This is a genomic window from Caldimonas caldifontis (genome assembly GCF_002930615.1).
Taxonomy (GTDB): domain Bacteria; phylum Pseudomonadota; class Gammaproteobacteria; order Burkholderiales; family Burkholderiaceae_C; genus Caldimonas; species Caldimonas caldifontis.
This window is the reverse complement of the sequence record NZ_PSNX01000004.1, coordinates 189,305-204,837: the sequence shown is the minus strand read 5'-3', so window position 1 is coordinate 204,837 and position 15,533 is coordinate 189,305. Positions and strand designations below refer to the sequence as shown.

The following is a 15,533-nucleotide window of genomic DNA, read 5'->3' as shown; positions in this document are numbered from 1 at the left end:
CTGCTCAGGCGTACAGCGGGTTGATCTTGTCGGTGTGGATGCCGTACTTCTGGAGGGCCTCCGACACGCGCGACAGGGGCAACGTGCCCTCTTCGGCCAGCGCCTTGAGCGCCGCCACGACGATGTAGTGCCGGTTGACCTCGAAGTGCTCACGCAGCTTGCTGCGGAAGTCGCTGCGGCCAAAGCCATCGGTGCCCAGCACCTTGTAGATGCGCCCGCGCGGCAGGAAGGCACGGATCTGGTCGGCGTAGCTCTTCATGTAGTCGGTCGAGGCGACCACCGGGCCGGCATAGGGTTCGAGCTGCTGGGCCACGAAGGGCACCCGGGGCGCTTGGGTGGGATGGAGCAGGTTCCAGCGCTCGCAGTCCTGGCCGTCGCGCGCCAGTTCGTTGAAGCTCGGGCAGCTCCAGACGTTGGCCGACACGCCCCAGTCGCGTTCCAGCAACTCCTTGGCGGCGATGGACTCGCGCAGGATGCTGCCGCTGCCCAGCAGGTTGACCTGCGGCGGCATCTTTGCGCCCTCTTGCAGCAGATACATGCCTTTGATGATCTGCTCTTCCGTGCCGGGTTTGAGGCCGGGATGAGCATAGTTCTCGTTGAGCAGGGTGATGTAGTAGAAGACGTTCTCCTGCCGCTCCACCATGCGCTTGAGGCCGTGCTGCATGATCACCGCCACCTCGTGGGCGAAGCTGGGGTCGTAGCTCACGCAGTTGGGGATGGTGCCGGCCAGGATGTGGCTGTGGCCATCCTCATGCTGCAGGCCCTCGCCGTTGAGCGTGGTCCGCCCCGAGGTGCCGCCCAGCAGGAAGCCGCGCGCCTGCATGTCCCCTGCCGCCCAGGCCAGGTCGCCCACGCGCTGGAAGCCGAACATCGAGTAGTAGATGTAGAACGGGATCATGATGCGGTTGTTCGTCGAGTACGACGTCGCCGCAGCGATCCAGCTGGCCATGCCACCCGCCTCGTTGATGCCCTCCTGCAGGATCTGGCCAGCCTTGTCCTCCTTGTAGTACATGACCTGGTCCTTGTCGACCGGGGTGTACTTCTGGCCCTCGGGGTTGTAGATGCCGATCTGTCGGAACAGGCCCTCCATGCCGAAGGTGCGCGCCTCGTCCACCAGGATGGGCACGACACGCGGCCCCAGAGCCTGGTCACGCAGCAGTTGCGTGAGGAAGCGCACGTAGGCCTGGGTGGTGCTGATCTCGCGCCCTTCCGCGGTGGGCTCGAGGATGGCCTTGAAGGTGTCCAGTGAGGGCACGGTGAAGCTCTCGCTGCTCTTCGGACGGCGCTTGGGCAGATAACCGCCCAGGGCCTTGCGCCGATCGTGCAGGTACTTCATCTCTGGCGTGTCGTCAGCCGGCTTGTAAAACGGAATCTTGGGCAGCTCGCTGTCGGGGATGGGGATGTTGAAGCGGTCGCGGAAATAGCGGATGTCGTCATCCGAGAGCTTCTTGGTCTGGTGGGCGGTGTTCTTGCCCTCGCCGGCCTTGCCCATGCCGTAGCCCTTGACCGTCTTGACCAGCAGCACCGTGGGCTGGCCTGCGTGGTGGTAGGCGCGGTGGAAGGCGGCATAGACCTTCTGGGCGTCATGTCCGCCGCGGCGCAGCGCCCAGATGTCGTCGTCGCTCATCTTGGCCACCAGCTCCAGCGTGCGCGGGTCACGGCCGAAGAAGTTCTTGCGCACGAAGGCTCCGTCGTTGGCCTTCATCGCCTGGTAGTCGCCGTCGAGCGTGTCCATCATGATCTTGCGCAGGGCGCCATCCTTGTCGCGCGCGAGCAGGGCATCCCACTCGCGGCCCCACAGGAGCTTGATGACGTTCCAGCCTGAGCCACGGAACTCGCCTTCCAGCTCCTGGATGATCTTGCCGTTGCCACGCACCGGGCCGTCCAGACGCTGGAGGTTGCAGTTGACGACGAAGATGAGGTTGTCGAGCTTTTCACGCGCCGCCATGCCGATGGCGCCCAGGCTCTCGGGCTCGTCCATCTCGCCGTCACCGCAGAACACCCAGACCTTGCGCTGGGAGGTGTCGGCAATGCCGCGCGCATGCAGGTACTTCAGGAAGCGGGCCTGGTAGATGGCCATCAGCGGCCCCAACCCCATGGACACCGTGGGGAACTGCCAGAACTCCGGCATGAGCTTGGGATGCGGGTAGCTGGAAATCCCCTTGCCATCGACTTCCTGACGGAAGTTCAGCAGCTGGTCTTCCGTGAGGCGGCCTTCCATGAAGGCTCGGGCGTAGATGCCCGGTGCGCTGTGGCCCTGGATGTAAAGCAAATCGCCGCCATGCTTGCCGCCGGCATCGGTGTCGTCGGCATGCCAGAAGTGGTTGAAGCCCACCGCAAACATGTGGGCCAGAGACTGGAAGGAGCTGATGTGGCCGCCCAGGTCGCCGCCGTCGGCCGGATTCAGGCGGTTGGCCTTGACCACCATGGCCATCGCGTTCCAGCGCATGTAGGCGCGCAGCCGACCCTCCAGCTCCAGATTGCCCGGGTTGTGGGCTTCCTCCGAAGGTTCGATGGTGTTGACATAGCCCGTGGTGGCCGAGAACGGCATGTCCACACTGTGCTGGCGGGCCTCCTCCAGCAGTTGTTCGAGCAGGTAGTGCGCACGATCCGGGCCTTCGCGCTCGATCACGGCCGTCAAGGCATCGAGCCATTCGCGGGTTTCCTGGGCATCGGCATCCTGGGCGGCGGTACCGGCGGGAACTTGGGGCATCGCAGACATGCTTGTCTCCTGCTTATCGATTGACGGCGCAAGTGTTGCACAACTTGGGCAGCTTTTCAAATTGCGCGAGTTGATTTCATAATATGGATTGACGACGAACGACCGTTCCTTTTTGAGGCGCTGCGGCGCCCCTCCTGAACGCGACTGTCGCGCAGCCGACGGCCCCCCACAAGGGGCCTGCCCCGGATGAATGGAACGTCGCCCCTCGATAATCCGTCCATGTCTTCGCCGCACTCCGAGTTCCGCCTGAGCACGCACGAATCAGGCTCCAGCCCCCACAGGCGTCGCCTGTTCAAGGCGTGGTGGCGCCGCCAGTCCCCTGCCCGCCAGGACCGCTTCGCCACCCTGGGGCCGCTGGTGTCGGTGCTGCTTTTCATGGCCGCCATCATTGCGGCCTTCTGGTACCTGCGCGTCGAGGAGATCGATCGCGAGCAGGAGTCGATCAAACGCGATACCGAGGTGGCTCAACAGCAGGTGCGGCTGCGCCTGATCGAAAACCAGGAGCAACTGGTGCGGCTGGCCCGGGAGGTGGCCACCGGCGCGATCGACCCGGACGAGTTCGTGGGGCAGGCCACCACCTTGGCACGCGAACGACCGGAGCTCGTCAGCCTGGCCTGGCTCACCCCGGAACGCCAGCGCATGGCTGCCCATCTGTCGCCCAGCCACAGCTTCATGGGCAGCCGCTACACGCACCCCCCGTCGCCGGCCGCCTCTGATCCGGCGACGCCGAAACGCAGCGAGCCGGAATGGACCTTCGAGACGGCGCGGGAGCTGCGGCTGCCCGTCTATTCCCGTCCTTACACCACCGAAGCCGGTCTGCATGTGGTGCAGGTACAGGTGCCGCTGATCGATCGAGCCACTTTTGCCGGAACGGTGGTGGCCGAGTACTCGGTCGAGGCCCTGCTGCGCTACTTCGTTCCAACCGAAGTGGCCAACCGGCACGGCATGATGCTGCTGGACGCCGAGGGACGGGTGCTGGCCAGCACCGTGTCGCGTCCCCCGTCTCGCGAACTGCAGCGCTCCGAGCTCTATCACGACATTCCCGTCGCACCCGTGGGCAACGGTCTGATCCTGCGCGGCGTGGGCTACCGCACGTCCGTCGGCCTGATCAGCAACACCCTGTTCTGGATGGTGGCAGCGCTCAGCGCGCTGACGGTGTGGATGCTCTGGGGAACCTGGCGCCACATGCGTCGACGCCTGCAGGTGCAGCAGGCCCTGGTGGCCGAAACCAACTTCCGACGGGCGATGGAGAACTCCATGCTGACCGGGATGCGGGCCATGGACCTGGAGGGCCGCATCACCTACGTCAATGCGGCCTATTGCTCCATGACCGGGTTCTCCGAGGCCGAGCTGATCGGCCGCATGCCGCCCTTCCCGCATTGGCCCCCGGACCGCATGGAGGAAAGCCGGCGCCTGTTCGAGCAGGAACTGCAAGGTCGCAGCCCGGCCGGTGGCATCGAGGTGAAGGTGCTGCGCAAGGACGGCACGCAGTTCGACGCACGCATGTACGTGTCGCCGCTCATCGACGCCAAAGGCCATCAGACCGGCTGGATGACATCGATGACCAACATCACGGAGGCCAAGCGCATCCGCGACCAGCTCTCTGCGTCACACGAGCGCTTCACCACCGTGCTGGAAGGTCTGGATGCTGCCGTGTCGGTCGTTTCGGTGCAGCAGGGGGAGCTTCTTTTCGCGAATCGCTCCTACCGTCTGTGGTTCGGCACCGACGCCAAGGGCCACGGCCTGCTGGCTGGCGCCCGCAGTTCGGACGTCTCCCCGGCACAGCCGGAAGAGGATGACGAATCGGTGGACCACTTCGGCGGCCTGCCCACCCAGGAACTCACGGAAACCGGTGCGGACCCGCGCGAGGTCTACATCGAAAGCCTGGGCCGGTGGTTTGACGTGCGTTCGCGCTACCTCCAATGGACCGACGGTCGCCTGGCCCAGATGCTCATCGCCACCGACGTCACGGCCCGGGTGCGTGCCGAGGAACAAGCCGCCCGCCAGGCCGACCAGGCCCAGATCACCAGCCGCCTGGTCACGATGGGCGAGATGGCCTCCTCGGTGGCGCACGAACTCAACCAGCCGCTCACGGCCATCAGCAACTACTGCAACGGCATCATCTCCCGCGTGAAGGCCGGGGGCATGAAGGAGGAAGATCTGCTGGCCGCCCTGGAGAAGACCTCCCGTCAGGCCCAGCGTGCCGGCCAGATCATCCACCGCATCCGCGCCTTCGTGAAGCGCAGCGAGCCCCAGCGCCAGCCCTCGCAGGCCCGCGAAATCGTCGAGGACGCGGTGGAGCTGGCCATGATCGAACTGCGCCGACGCAACGTGAGCATCCACACCTACGTGGCCCAGCGCCTGCCCCAGCTGATGGTGGACCCCATCCTGATCGAGCAGGTACTGCTCAACCTGCTGAAGAACGCAGCCGAAGCCATCGACAACGCCAACCTCCCCCCCGCACGGCGCAACATCGAGCTGCGCGTCGTGCCCCGCCACACACCCGACGAAGGCGGGGTGATCGAGTTCAGCGTCACCGATTCCGGCCCCGGGCTGAAGGAGGAGGTGCTCGGGCGCATGTACGAGGCCTTCTTCTCCACCAAGTCCGACGGCCTGGGCATCGGCCTGTCGCTGTGCCGCTCCATCATCGAGTCTCACCATGGCCGGATCCGCGCCGAGAACTTATACAATGGGCCAAGCGTTGTCGGCTGCCGGTTCAGCTTCACCCTGCCGGTAGAGATTTCCAACCCTAGCTGATTGCCTCCATGAGCCTGATCCCCAAGAAAGGCACCGTCTATGTTGTCGATGACGACGAGGCCGTGCGCGACTCGCTGCAATGGTTGCTTGAGGGCAAGGACTACCGGGTCAAGTGCTTCGACTCCGCTGAATCCTTCCTCTCCCGCTTCGACCCGCGCGAGGTCGCCTGCCTGATCGCCGACATCCGCATGGATGGCATGAGCGGGCTGGAACTGCAGGACCGCCTGCTGGAGCGCCGTTCCCCGCTGCCCATCGTCTTCATCACCGGGCACGGCGACGTGCCCATGGCCGTGAACACCATGAAGAAGGGCGCGATGGACTTCATCGAGAAGCCCTTCAAGGAAGAGGAACTCGTCTCGCTGGTGGAGCGCATGCTCGAGCAGGCCCGCTCTCTCTTCGCGCAACAGCAGGAAGCCGCCAGCCGCGACGCCCTGCTCTCGCGCCTGACCACCCGCGAGGCCCAGGTGCTCGATCGCATCGTCGCCGGCCGCCTGAACAAGCAGATCGCCGACGACCTGGGCATCAGCATCAAGACGGTGGAGGCCCACCGCGCCAACATCATGGAAAAGCTCAACGCCAACACCGTGGCCGACCTGCTCAAGATCGCCCTCGGTGCGCAGGCCAAGACCTGACACCTCCGCACTGTCCAAGGCCGCTTGCACAGCGGCCTTTTTCGTTTCTGGCACCACTTTGCAAGGGATCCCCTCATGACCGCCCAATTGATCGACGGCAACGCCCTCTCGAAACAGATCCGCGCCGACGTGGCCCGCCGGGCCGCCGCCCTGGGCGCGCGAGGGGTCACCCCCGGCCTCGCGGTGATCCTGGTGGGCGACAACCCCGCCTCCCAGGTGTACGTGCGCAACAAGGTCAAGGCCTGCCAGGACAACGGCTTGCACTCGGTGCTCGAGCAGTACCCGGCCACGCTGTCCGAGGCCGACCTGCTGGCGCGCGTGCAAGCCCTCAACAACGACCCGGCCATCCACGGCATCCTGGTGCAACTGCCCTTGCCGGCCCACATCGACGCCCACAAGGTCATCGAGACCATCTCGCCGCTCAAGGACGTCGACGGCTTCCACGTGGCCAGCGCAGGGGCCCTGATGGTGGGCCAGCCCGGCTTCAAGCCCTGTACGCCTTACGGCTGCATGAAGATGCTCGAATCCATCGGCTGCAACCCCAAAGGCAAGCACGCGGTGGTGATCGGCCGCTCCAACATCGTGGGCAAGCCCATGGCGATGCTCCTCTTGCAAGCCAGCGCCACCGTCACCATCTGCCACAGTGCGACCCCCGACCTGGCCCACCACACCCGGCAGGCCGACATCGTCGTGGCGGCCGTGGGCAAGCGCAACGTGCTCACCGCCGACATGGTCAAGCCCGGCGCCGTGGTCATCGACGTGGGCATGAACCGCAACGACGAAGGCAAGCTGTGCGGCGACGTGGACTTCGACGGGGTGTCGAAGGTGGCTTCGGCGATCACCCCCGTGCCCGGTGGGGTCGGCCCGATGACCATCACAATGCTGCTGGTGAACACCCTGGAGGCTGCGGAGCGCGCGGCCCAGGCTTGAGACGAAGGCTGTGCGATGAACAACCCCCTGCTCGACTTCTCCGACCTGCCCCGCTTCGACGCCATCCGGCCCGAGCACGTGACGCCGGCAGTGACCGACCTGCTGGCTGCGGCCAACGAGGCCCTCGAGCGCGCCGTCAGCGAGGCCGTGCCGGCCGACTATGACGCCCTGTCGGCCGTGCTCGACGTGGCCACCGAGCGTCTGGGCCGGGCGTGGGGGGCCGTGGGGCATCTCAATGCCGTGGCGGACAGCCCGGCCTTGCGGGCCGCCTACTTCTACACCCGGCTGGGAGCCGACGAGCGCCTGTACGCCAAGTACAAGGCGGTGGCCGCGAGCCCGGCCGCGCAGCAGCTGCGAGCTTCGCGTCGCAAGGCCCTGTCGAACGCGATGCGCGACTTCGTGCTGTCGGGCGCCGAACTGCAGGGCGAGGCCAAGGCCCGCTTTGCCCAGATCCAGGAGCGCCAGGCCGAGTTGTCGCAGAAGTTCTCCGAGCATGTGCTCGACGCCACCGACGGCTACGCCTATTACGCCAGTGAGGAAGAAATGGCGGGCGTGCCGGCAGACGCCCGGCTGGCCGCGCGCCAGGCCGCCCAGGCCGAAGGCAAGGACGGCCACAAGCTGACGCTGCAGTTCCCGAGCTACTTCCCGGTCATGCAGTACGGCGAGAACCGGGCCCTGCGCGAGCGGCTCTACACCGCCTACGTGACCCGCGCCTCCGACCTGGGCGATGCGGAACATGACAACTCCGCCCTGATGACCGAACTGCTGGCCCTGCGCCAGGAAGAGGCGCGGCTGCTGGGCTACCGCAATTTCGCCGAGGTGTCGCTGGTGCCCAAGATGGCCGAGTCGCCGCGGCAGGTGACCGAGTTTCTGCGCGACCTGGCCCGCCGCGCACGGCCCTATGCCGAAAAAGACCTGGCCGAGCTGCGCGAGTTCGCCCGCGCCGAGCTGGGCATGGGCGAACTGGCGGCCTGGGACCTGGCCTTCGTGTCGGAAAAGCTCAAGGAAAAGCGCTACGCCTTCAGCGACCAGGAGGTGAAGCAGTACTTCACCGAACCCAAGGTGCTCGAGGGCCTCTTCAAGATCGTCGAGACCCTGTTCGAAGTGGCCATCCGGCCCGACACCGCCCCGGTGTGGCACCCCAGCGTGCGCTTCTTCCGCATCGAGCGCGGTGGGCAACTCGTGGGGCAGTTCTACCTCGACCCCTATGCCCGCCAGGGCAAGCGCTCCGGCGCCTGGATGGACGACGTGCGTGGCCGATGGGCCCGTCCGGATGGCCGACTGCAGACGCCGGTGGCCCACCTGGTGTGCAACTTCGCCGAAGGGGTGGGCGGCAAGCCTGCCTTGCTCACCCACGACAGCGTGCTCACCCTCTTCCACGAGTTCGGCCACGGCCTGCACCACATGCTCACCCAGGTGGACGACATCGGCGTGGCGGGCATCTCCGGCGTGGAATGGGACGCGGTGGAGCTGCCCAGCCAGTTCATGGAGAACTTCTGCTGGGAGTGGGACGTGCTCAAGCACATGACCGCCCATGTGGACACCGGCGAGGCGCTGCCGCGCGCCCTGTATGACAAGATGGTGGCGGCCAAGAACTTCCAGAGCGGCCTGCAGACGCTGCGACAGATCGAGTTCTCGCTGTTCGACATGCGCCTGCATGCCGAGCCTGGCAGCGAGGCGAACATCCAGAAGGTCATCGACGAGGTCCGCGCCGAGGTGGCCGTCTTCCCTCCGCCGGCCTTCAACCGCATGCAGCACAGCTTCTCGCACATCTTTGCGGGCGGCTACGCTGCCGGCTACTACAGCTACAAGTGGGCCGAGGTGCTCAGTGCCGACGCCTACAGCGCCTTCGAGGAGGCCGGCGTGCTCGACGTGGAAACCGGCCGGCGCTACCGGCAGGAGATCCTGGAAGCCGGCGGCAGCCGTCCGGCCGAGGAAAGTTTCACGGCCTTCCGAGGCCGCGAACCACGCATCGACGCTTTGTTACGCCACCAGGGCATGGCCTGAGCTAGCATCTTTTGTTGATGAACAAGGAGGACGCATGAAGCGACCCGTTCAACGGCTGGTTGGGGGATGCATGCTGGGCCTGCTGGCCACCACGGCACCCTTCGCTCAATACAAGGTGGTCGGCCCTGACGGCAAGGTCACCTACACCGACCGGCCGCCGGTGCAATCCAATGACGTGCGTCCAGTGGGGAACCGAGGTTCGGGTCCGTCGGGCGGGGACCAGACCGCCCTGCCCTTCGAGTTGCGCCAGGTGGCCTCGCGCTTCCCGGTGGTGCTGTACACCTCATCCGGATGCCAACCCTGCGACGCGGGACGCAACCTGCTGCGCCAGCGGGGCATCCCACACACGGAACGCACCATAGCGTCCAACGCCGACACCGAGGCGCTGACCCGGCTGGCCGGCGGCAGTGAAGTCCCCGTCCTCACCGTGGGCCGCCAGACCCTGCGCGGCTACTCCCCCAGCGAATGGAACGGTTACCTCGACGCCGCGGGCTACCCCAAGCAGTCTCAGCTGCCGGCAACCTACAGCTTCCCGGCGGCCACGCCGCTGGTGGCCACCACGACCCCAGCCCAGCCGGCACCGGATGCGGCGGCTCCCGCCGCGCAAGCCACCAGTCCCTCGGTGCCGCCGCCGCCCGCGGGCAACGCGCCCCCCGGCTTCCGGTTCTGACGCGCCCCCTCAGAAATTGAGCTGGCGCACGCCTTCGGGAGTGCCCAGCAGACACAGGCTGGCACGGTGCCGTGCAAAGATGCCCACCGTGACCACCCCCGGCCATTGGTTGATGTCGGCCTCCATCGCCAGCGGCTCGGTGATGCGCAGGCCGCTCACGTCTACGATCAGATTGCCGTTGTCGGTGATCACCCCTTCGCGCAAACGGGGGGTGCCCCCCAGTGCGGCGAGGCGGCGCATCACCTGGGCCCGCGCCATCGGGATCACCTCCACCGGCAGCGGAAAAGCCCCCAGCGTGTCCACCAGCTTGGAGGCATCGGCAATGCACACAAAACGCTGCGCCAGATCGGCCACGATCTTCTCGCGCGTGAGCGCGGCGCCGCCGCCCTTGATCATGTGGCCGCGATGGTCGATCTCGTCCGCGCCATCGATGTAGACCGGCACCGATTCGACCTCGTTCGCGTCGAAGACGGGAATGCCGTGCGCCACGAGACGCTCGGTGCTCTTGACCGAACTCGACACCGCCCCGGCGATGCGGTCCTTGATCTTCGCCAGCTCGTCGATGAAGCAGTTCACCGTCGAGCCCGTGCCCACCCCCACGATGCTGCCGGGCACCACGTGGTCGATGGCCGCTCGCCCCACGAGGGCCTTGAGTTCGTCTTGCGTCATGGAATCGATGGGCAGCGGTGCCCGCGTGTTTGAGACAATCCCGCGATTATCCCGGACCGACCGCCCATGTCCCTCTTGCCCTACGCCCTCGCCCGCCCTTTTCTCTTCGGCCTGGACCCCGAGCACGCCCATGAGCTGACCCTGGCCGCGCTGGCGCGCACGCAGCGCACGCCGCTGTCCTGCGTCTACGGCGAATCGCGCGTGGACGACCCGGTCACCGTGGCGGGGCTGCGCTTTCCCAACCGCGTGGGTCTGGCCGCGGGGCTGGACAAGAACGGCCGCTGCATCGATGGCCTGGCGGCCATGGGCTTTGGCTTCATCGAAGTGGGCACCGTCACGCCCAAGCCTCAGCCGGGCAACCCGAAGCCGCGCATGTTCCGCCTGCCGCAGGCCGATGCGCTGATCAACCGGCTGGGCTTCAACAACGACGGGCTGGACACCTTCATCGCCAACGTCCGTCAGGCCCGCTTTCGCAGCAGCGGCGGCATCCTGGGCCTGAACATCGGCAAGAACGCCAGCACGCCCATCGAGCGTGCCGTGGACGACTACCTCATCGGCCTGGACGGCGTCTTCCCGCATGCCGACTATGTGACGGTGAACATCTCCTCGCCCAACACCCAGAACCTGCGTGCGCTGCAGTCGGACCAGGCCCTGGACGACCTCCTGGGTGCCCTGCAGGCGCGCCGCCAGGCGCTGGTGCACGCCCAGGGCCGCTCGGTGCCGATGTTCGTGAAGATCGCCCCCGACCTGGACGAGTCCCAGATCGACGTGATCGCTGCGACCTTGCAGCGCCACGGTATCGACGGCGTGATCGCCACCAACACCACCATCGCCCGCGAGGCCGTGGCCCACCTGCCGCACGGTCAGGAAGCAGGCGGCCTGAGCGGACGGCCGGTGTTCGAGGCCAGCAACCGCGTCATCGCCGCCCTGCGTGCCGCCCTGGGCCCGGGCTACCCCATCATCGGCGTGGGCGGCGTGATGAGCGGGGAGGATGCGCGTGCGAAGCTCGCCGCCGGCGCCGACCTCGTGCAGATCTACACCGGTCTCATCTACCGCGGCCCGGGGCTGGTGCGTGAGGCGGCGTTAGCACTCAAGTCGCGCTGACTCCCTCTCGAACGCCTCTAGAGGCGGCGCGGGTCGAGCGACAGCAGTTCGCGCACGAAGTCCAGCAACAGCAGCTTGAGCGGGCCGAAGCCTTCGTGAGGCTCGAGCGTCACCTCGTCCATGTAGAGCCGGCGATTCACCTCCAGCTGGATGGAGTGCCGGTGCTGGGACGGCAGACCATGGCGTCGCACGATCTCCACACCCTTGTAGGGATGGTTGATGTGGACGCTGTGCCCCTGGGCCTGCAGGTAGTCCGCCATCCAGCGCGTGAGGGCCGGGTGGGCCGTCGTGCCGTCGCGGTCACCGATCACGAAGTCCGGATGCTCCATGCCGGGGAATTCGGTCGCATGGGACGCCGCCACCCCAGGCATGGAGTGGCAGTTGATATGGATGCAATAGCCGTGGCGCTGGTGCGCAGCCTGCACCTGCTGCGCCAGGGCCTCGTGGTAGGGGCGCCAGCAGCACTCGATGCGACGCTGAACCTCTTCCACCGTCAGCTGGCGGGCATACAGCGGCACCCCGTCGTCGGTGAGCCGCCACACCAGCCCTTTGCCCAGGCGAACCTTGGCACCCGCCTCCAACGGGTCGGGCCAGGGCGCGTCGAGCAGCGTCTCGTCCAGCTCCGTGAGGTTGCGGTTGACGTCGAGATAGCTGCGCGGGAAATGGGCCTCCACCCAGCCCACGCCCAGCCCGGGCGCAAAGTCGTAGAGCTTTTCGACGTGGGTGTCCTCGGCGCGACGCAGCACGGCCAGGTCGCAGGCATGGCCGAAGTCGTCAGGGTACCAGGTGCCGCTGTGCGGGGAATCAAGCACCACCGGGGTGGTGCCGGGTCGGCTGGTGACGTAACGCATGGCCCTATTGTGGCGCGGGGGGCGGCGCCGATCACCCTGTGGCAACTACGCGGTTGGCTCCTCGCGTCCCAGAAAGAAAGAAGGGCCTAGCATCGCTGCTAGGCCCTTGATTCAGTTGGTGGGTGGTACAGGGATTGAACCTGTGACCCCTGCCGTGTGAAGGCAGTGCTCTACCGCTGAGCTAACCACCCGGGAACCGGTTCCGGAAGCCTGCGGTGCAGTTCTCCCGAAAAACCAAAATTATGCCATAAGTTTTCGCCAGAGTGTCTTGCCCTTGGAAGATTTGTCGAGGTCTTCCAGCAGCTTCTCGTGCGCCACGGCTTCGGCCTCGGTCGGCGCCAGCACCGGCAGCGTGAACTGGCGCAGGTCGATGCGAGACACCTGGACTTCAGCGGTGCCACCCTCCTCGGCCTCGATCACCAGCGACTCCTGGCCGCGGGTCATCTGGATGTAGACCTCGGCCAGCAGACCCGCATCGAGCAGGGCGCCGTGCAGGCTGCGGTTGGAGTTGTCCACCTCCAACCTGCGGCACAGCGCGTCGAGGGAGTTGGACTTGCCCGGGAACATCTCGCGGGCCATCAGCAAGGTATCCGTCACCGTCAGACGGTGTTCGGAAAAGCGCGGACGCCCCAGGCGGCGCAGCTCCGCATCCATGAAGCCGAGATCGAAGCTGGCGTTGTGGATCAGCACCTCGGCACCCTCGAGGTAGGTCATCAACTCGTCCGCGATGGCAGCAAACACCGGCTTGTCGGCCAGGAACTCGTCGGTCAGGCCATGGATCTTCACGGCGTCCTCGTGATTGGCGCGCTCGGGGTTGATGTAGAAGTGCTTGTTGTTCCCCGTCGGGCGTCGGTTCACGAACTCCACGCAGCCGATCTCGATGATGCGGTCGCCCGCCTCGGGGTTCAGCCCGGTGGTTTCGGTGTCGAAGAAGATCTGGCGAGTCATGCCGGGATTATCGGCCGGGCCGCGCTCAGTGATTTTCCTTGGCGTGGTTGATCGAGTACTTCGGGATCTCGATCGTCACATCCTTTTGCGCCAGGATGGCCTGACAGGACAGGCGCGACTGAGGCTCCAGGCCCCAGGCGCGGTCGAGCATGTCTTCCTCGCTCTCGTCGGGCTCGTTGAGCGATTCATAGCCCTGGCGCACGATCACGTGGCAGGTGGTGCAGGCGCAGCTCATCTCGCAGGCATGCTCGATCTCGATGTCGTGGTCGAGCAGGGCTTCACAGATCGAGGTGCCGGCAGGTGCCTCGATCTCGGCACCCTCGGGGCAGTACTCGCTGTGCGGCAGGATCTTGATGACTGGCATGGAGGTCTCGTGGGTCTTTGTCAGAGCTCTTCGAGCTTGCGGCCGGACAGGGCCTCTCGAATGCTGCGGTTCATGCGCTCGGCGGCAAAGGCTTCGGTGCCCTCTGCCAGCGCCTTGGTGGCGGCCTCGATGGCGTGATGATCGTCGCCGGCAGCGGCTTCGCGCAGGTGCTGCATCTGGGCCTCGATGTCCTGAAGTTCGGCTGGCGACAGCAGGTCACCGTCCTTGTCCAGCGCCGACTGTGTGGCCAGCAGCATGCGCTCGGCCTCGACGCGGGCCTCACGCAAGGCGCGGTCTTTCATGTCGGCCTCGGCCGTGGCAAAACCTTCCTGCAGCATGCGGGCGATCTGGTCGTCGCTGAGGCCGTAGCTGGGCTTGACGCTCACTGTCGCTTCCACACCCGAGGTCTCTTCCCGGGCCGACACCTGCAGCAGGCCATCGGCATCCACCGCGAAGCTCACGCGGATGCGCGCAGCCCCCGCCGCCATGGGCGGGATGCCTCGCAGTTCGAAGCGCGCCAGCGACCGGCAGTGTTCCACCTGCTCGCGCTCGCCTTGCACCACATGGATGGCCATCGCGGTCTGGCCATCCTTGAAAGTGGTGAAGTCCTGGGCCCGCGCCGTGGGAATGGTGCTGTTGCGCGGGATGATGCGCTCCACCAGCCCGCCCATGGTCTCCAGCCCCAGCGACAGCGGAATCACATCGAGCAGCAGCAGTTCGTCGGCACCCGCATTGCCGGCCAGGGCATGTGCCTGGATGGCCGCTCCCAAAGCCACGACCTCGTCGGGATTGAGGTCCACCAGCGGCTCTCGGCCGAAATAACGGCCCACAGCCTCGCGCACCAGGGGCATGCGGGTGGAGCCCCCCACCATCACCACCCCTTGCACCTCCTCGATGGGGGCCCTGGCATCGCGCAGCACCTTGCGCACCGTGGCCAGGGTGCGATCGACAAAGGGCTGTGCCAGGGCGTCAAGCTGCGCCCGGGACACTGGCACGGCCAGATCCCGGTCACCCACCGGGCATTGCATCACCGTGCGATCGTCCGCCGACAAGGCTTCCTTGGCCCGGCGTGCCGCCACCAGCACCGAACGCTTGTCCTGCGCCGAGCGGGCCGCCAGACCGGCCTGCGCCAGCGCCCAGTCGGCCAGGGCGTGGTCGATGTCGTCACCGCCCAGGGCCGTGTCGCCAGCGGTCGCCACCACCTCGAACACTCCCTGCGACAGGCGCAGCAGCGAGATGTCGAAGGTACCACCACCGAGGTCATAGACGGCGTACAGACCCTCGGAGCCATGCTCCAGGCCATAGGCGATGGCCGCGGCCGTGGGTTCGTTGATCAGGCGCAGCACGTTCAGACCCGCCAGCCGCGCCGCGTCCTTGGTGGCCTGGCGCTGCGCATCGTCGAAGTAGGCCGGCACGGTGATCACCGCGCCGAAGACGTCGTCGTTGAAGCTGTCTTCGGCGCGGTAGCGCAGGGTGGCGAGGATCTCGGCCGAGACCTCCACCGGCGACTTCTCGCCATCGCGCGTGGCAATGGCCACCATGCCGGGCTGGTCGATGAAGTGGTAGGGCAGCTTCTCGCGCCCTTGGATGTCGGACAGACGCCGGCCCATGAAGCGCTTGACCGAGACGATGGTGTTCTCGGGGTCTTCGGCCTGGGTCGCCAGGGCCTCGTGGCCGATGGCGCGACGCCCCTCGCCCAGGTAGCGCACGGCCGAGGGCAGGATGACGCGGCCTTGTCCGTCGGGCAGGCATTCGGGCGAACCATGGCGCACGGCAGCCACGAGGGAGTGAGTGGTACCCAGATCAATGCCCACCGCCAGACGCCGCTGGTGCGGGTCGGGCGATTGGCCGGGTTCGGAAATCTGCAGGAGTGCCATGC

General features: G+C 66.6%; 12 protein-coding genes and 1 tRNA gene. 6 read left to right on the top strand and 7 right to left on the bottom strand.

The genetic code is table 11. The features are described from left to right. Positions 1-4: 4 nt before the first annotated feature. Positions 5-2,722, bottom strand: a complete 2,718-nt coding sequence (aceE, locus tag C1704_RS06230) for a pyruvate dehydrogenase (acetyl-transferring), homodimeric type (protein WP_104301875.1) — start codon at positions 2,720-2,722, stop codon at positions 5-7. A gap of 219 nt (positions 2,723-2,941) precedes the next feature. Here aceE and C1704_RS06225 point away from each other — a divergent pair, with 219 nt between their 5' ends. The 5 genes from C1704_RS06225 to C1704_RS06205 all read left to right on the top strand — a co-directional run bounded on the left by C1704_RS06225 (position 2,942) and on the right by C1704_RS06205 (position 9,718). After that, positions 2,942-5,479 carry a PAS domain S-box protein gene (locus tag C1704_RS06225; RefSeq protein ID WP_104301874.1) on the top strand — a complete coding sequence of 846 codons (2,538 nt, stop codon included), beginning with the start codon at positions 2,942-2,944 and terminating at the stop codon, positions 5,477-5,479. A gap of 8 nt (positions 5,480-5,487) precedes the next feature. Beyond that, on the top strand, positions 5,488-6,111 hold the full coding sequence (locus C1704_RS06220) for a response regulator transcription factor (RefSeq protein ID WP_104301873.1): 624 nt from the start codon (positions 5,488-5,490) through the stop codon (positions 6,109-6,111). Positions 6,112-6,186: 75 nt separating this feature from the next. Continuing rightward, entirely contained in the window at positions 6,187-7,041 is an 855-nt protein-coding gene (folD, locus tag C1704_RS06215) for a bifunctional methylenetetrahydrofolate dehydrogenase/methenyltetrahydrofolate cyclohydrolase FolD (protein ID WP_104301872.1), read from the top strand. A gap of 15 nt (positions 7,042-7,056) precedes the next feature. Further along, a complete protein-coding gene (locus C1704_RS06210) occupies positions 7,057-9,048 on the top strand; it encodes a M3 family metallopeptidase (RefSeq protein ID WP_104301871.1) in 1,992 nt (663 codons plus the stop codon). 34 nt (positions 9,049-9,082) lie between these two features. Continuing rightward, complete coding sequence (locus C1704_RS06205) at positions 9,083-9,718, top strand: glutaredoxin family protein (protein WP_104301870.1); 636 nt, start codon at positions 9,083-9,085, stop codon at positions 9,716-9,718. A 9-nt stretch (positions 9,719-9,727) separates the two neighbouring features. Here the strand turns inward: C1704_RS06205 and rpiA are convergent, their stop codons facing one another. Continuing rightward, a complete protein-coding gene (rpiA, locus tag C1704_RS06200) occupies positions 9,728-10,387 on the bottom strand; it encodes a ribose-5-phosphate isomerase RpiA (protein WP_104301869.1) in 660 nt (219 codons plus the stop codon). Positions 10,388-10,453: 66 nt separating this feature from the next. On the opposite strand from rpiA, the gene C1704_RS06195 reads away from it, so the two are divergent. Beyond that, positions 10,454-11,491 (top strand): quinone-dependent dihydroorotate dehydrogenase, encoded by a 1,038-nt coding sequence (locus C1704_RS06195; protein ID WP_104301868.1) that lies wholly within the window; start codon positions 10,454-10,456, stop codon positions 11,489-11,491. Positions 11,492-11,508: 17 nt separating this feature from the next. On the opposite strand, the gene C1704_RS06190 is transcribed toward C1704_RS06195, so the two are convergent. From C1704_RS06190 to hscA, 5 genes are all read right to left on the bottom strand, one after another. After that, a complete protein-coding gene (locus tag C1704_RS06190; RefSeq protein WP_104301867.1) occupies positions 11,509-12,342 on the bottom strand; it encodes an N-formylglutamate amidohydrolase in 834 nt (277 codons plus the stop codon). Between the two features lie 116 nt (positions 12,343-12,458). After that, positions 12,459-12,533: transfer RNA gene (locus tag C1704_RS06185), tRNA-Val, on the bottom strand. A gap of 49 nt (positions 12,534-12,582) precedes the next feature. After that, entirely contained in the window at positions 12,583-13,290 is a 708-nt protein-coding gene (gene dnaQ, locus C1704_RS06180; RefSeq protein ID WP_104301866.1) for a DNA polymerase III subunit epsilon, read from the bottom strand. Between the two features lie 25 nt (positions 13,291-13,315). After that, a complete protein-coding gene (gene fdx / locus C1704_RS06175) occupies positions 13,316-13,654 on the bottom strand; it encodes an ISC system 2Fe-2S type ferredoxin (protein ID WP_104301865.1) in 339 nt (112 codons plus the stop codon). 20 nt (positions 13,655-13,674) lie between these two features. After that, a complete protein-coding gene (hscA, locus tag C1704_RS06170; protein WP_104301864.1) occupies positions 13,675-15,531 on the bottom strand; it encodes a Fe-S protein assembly chaperone HscA in 1,857 nt (618 codons plus the stop codon). Positions 15,532-15,533 lie beyond the last annotated feature (2 nt).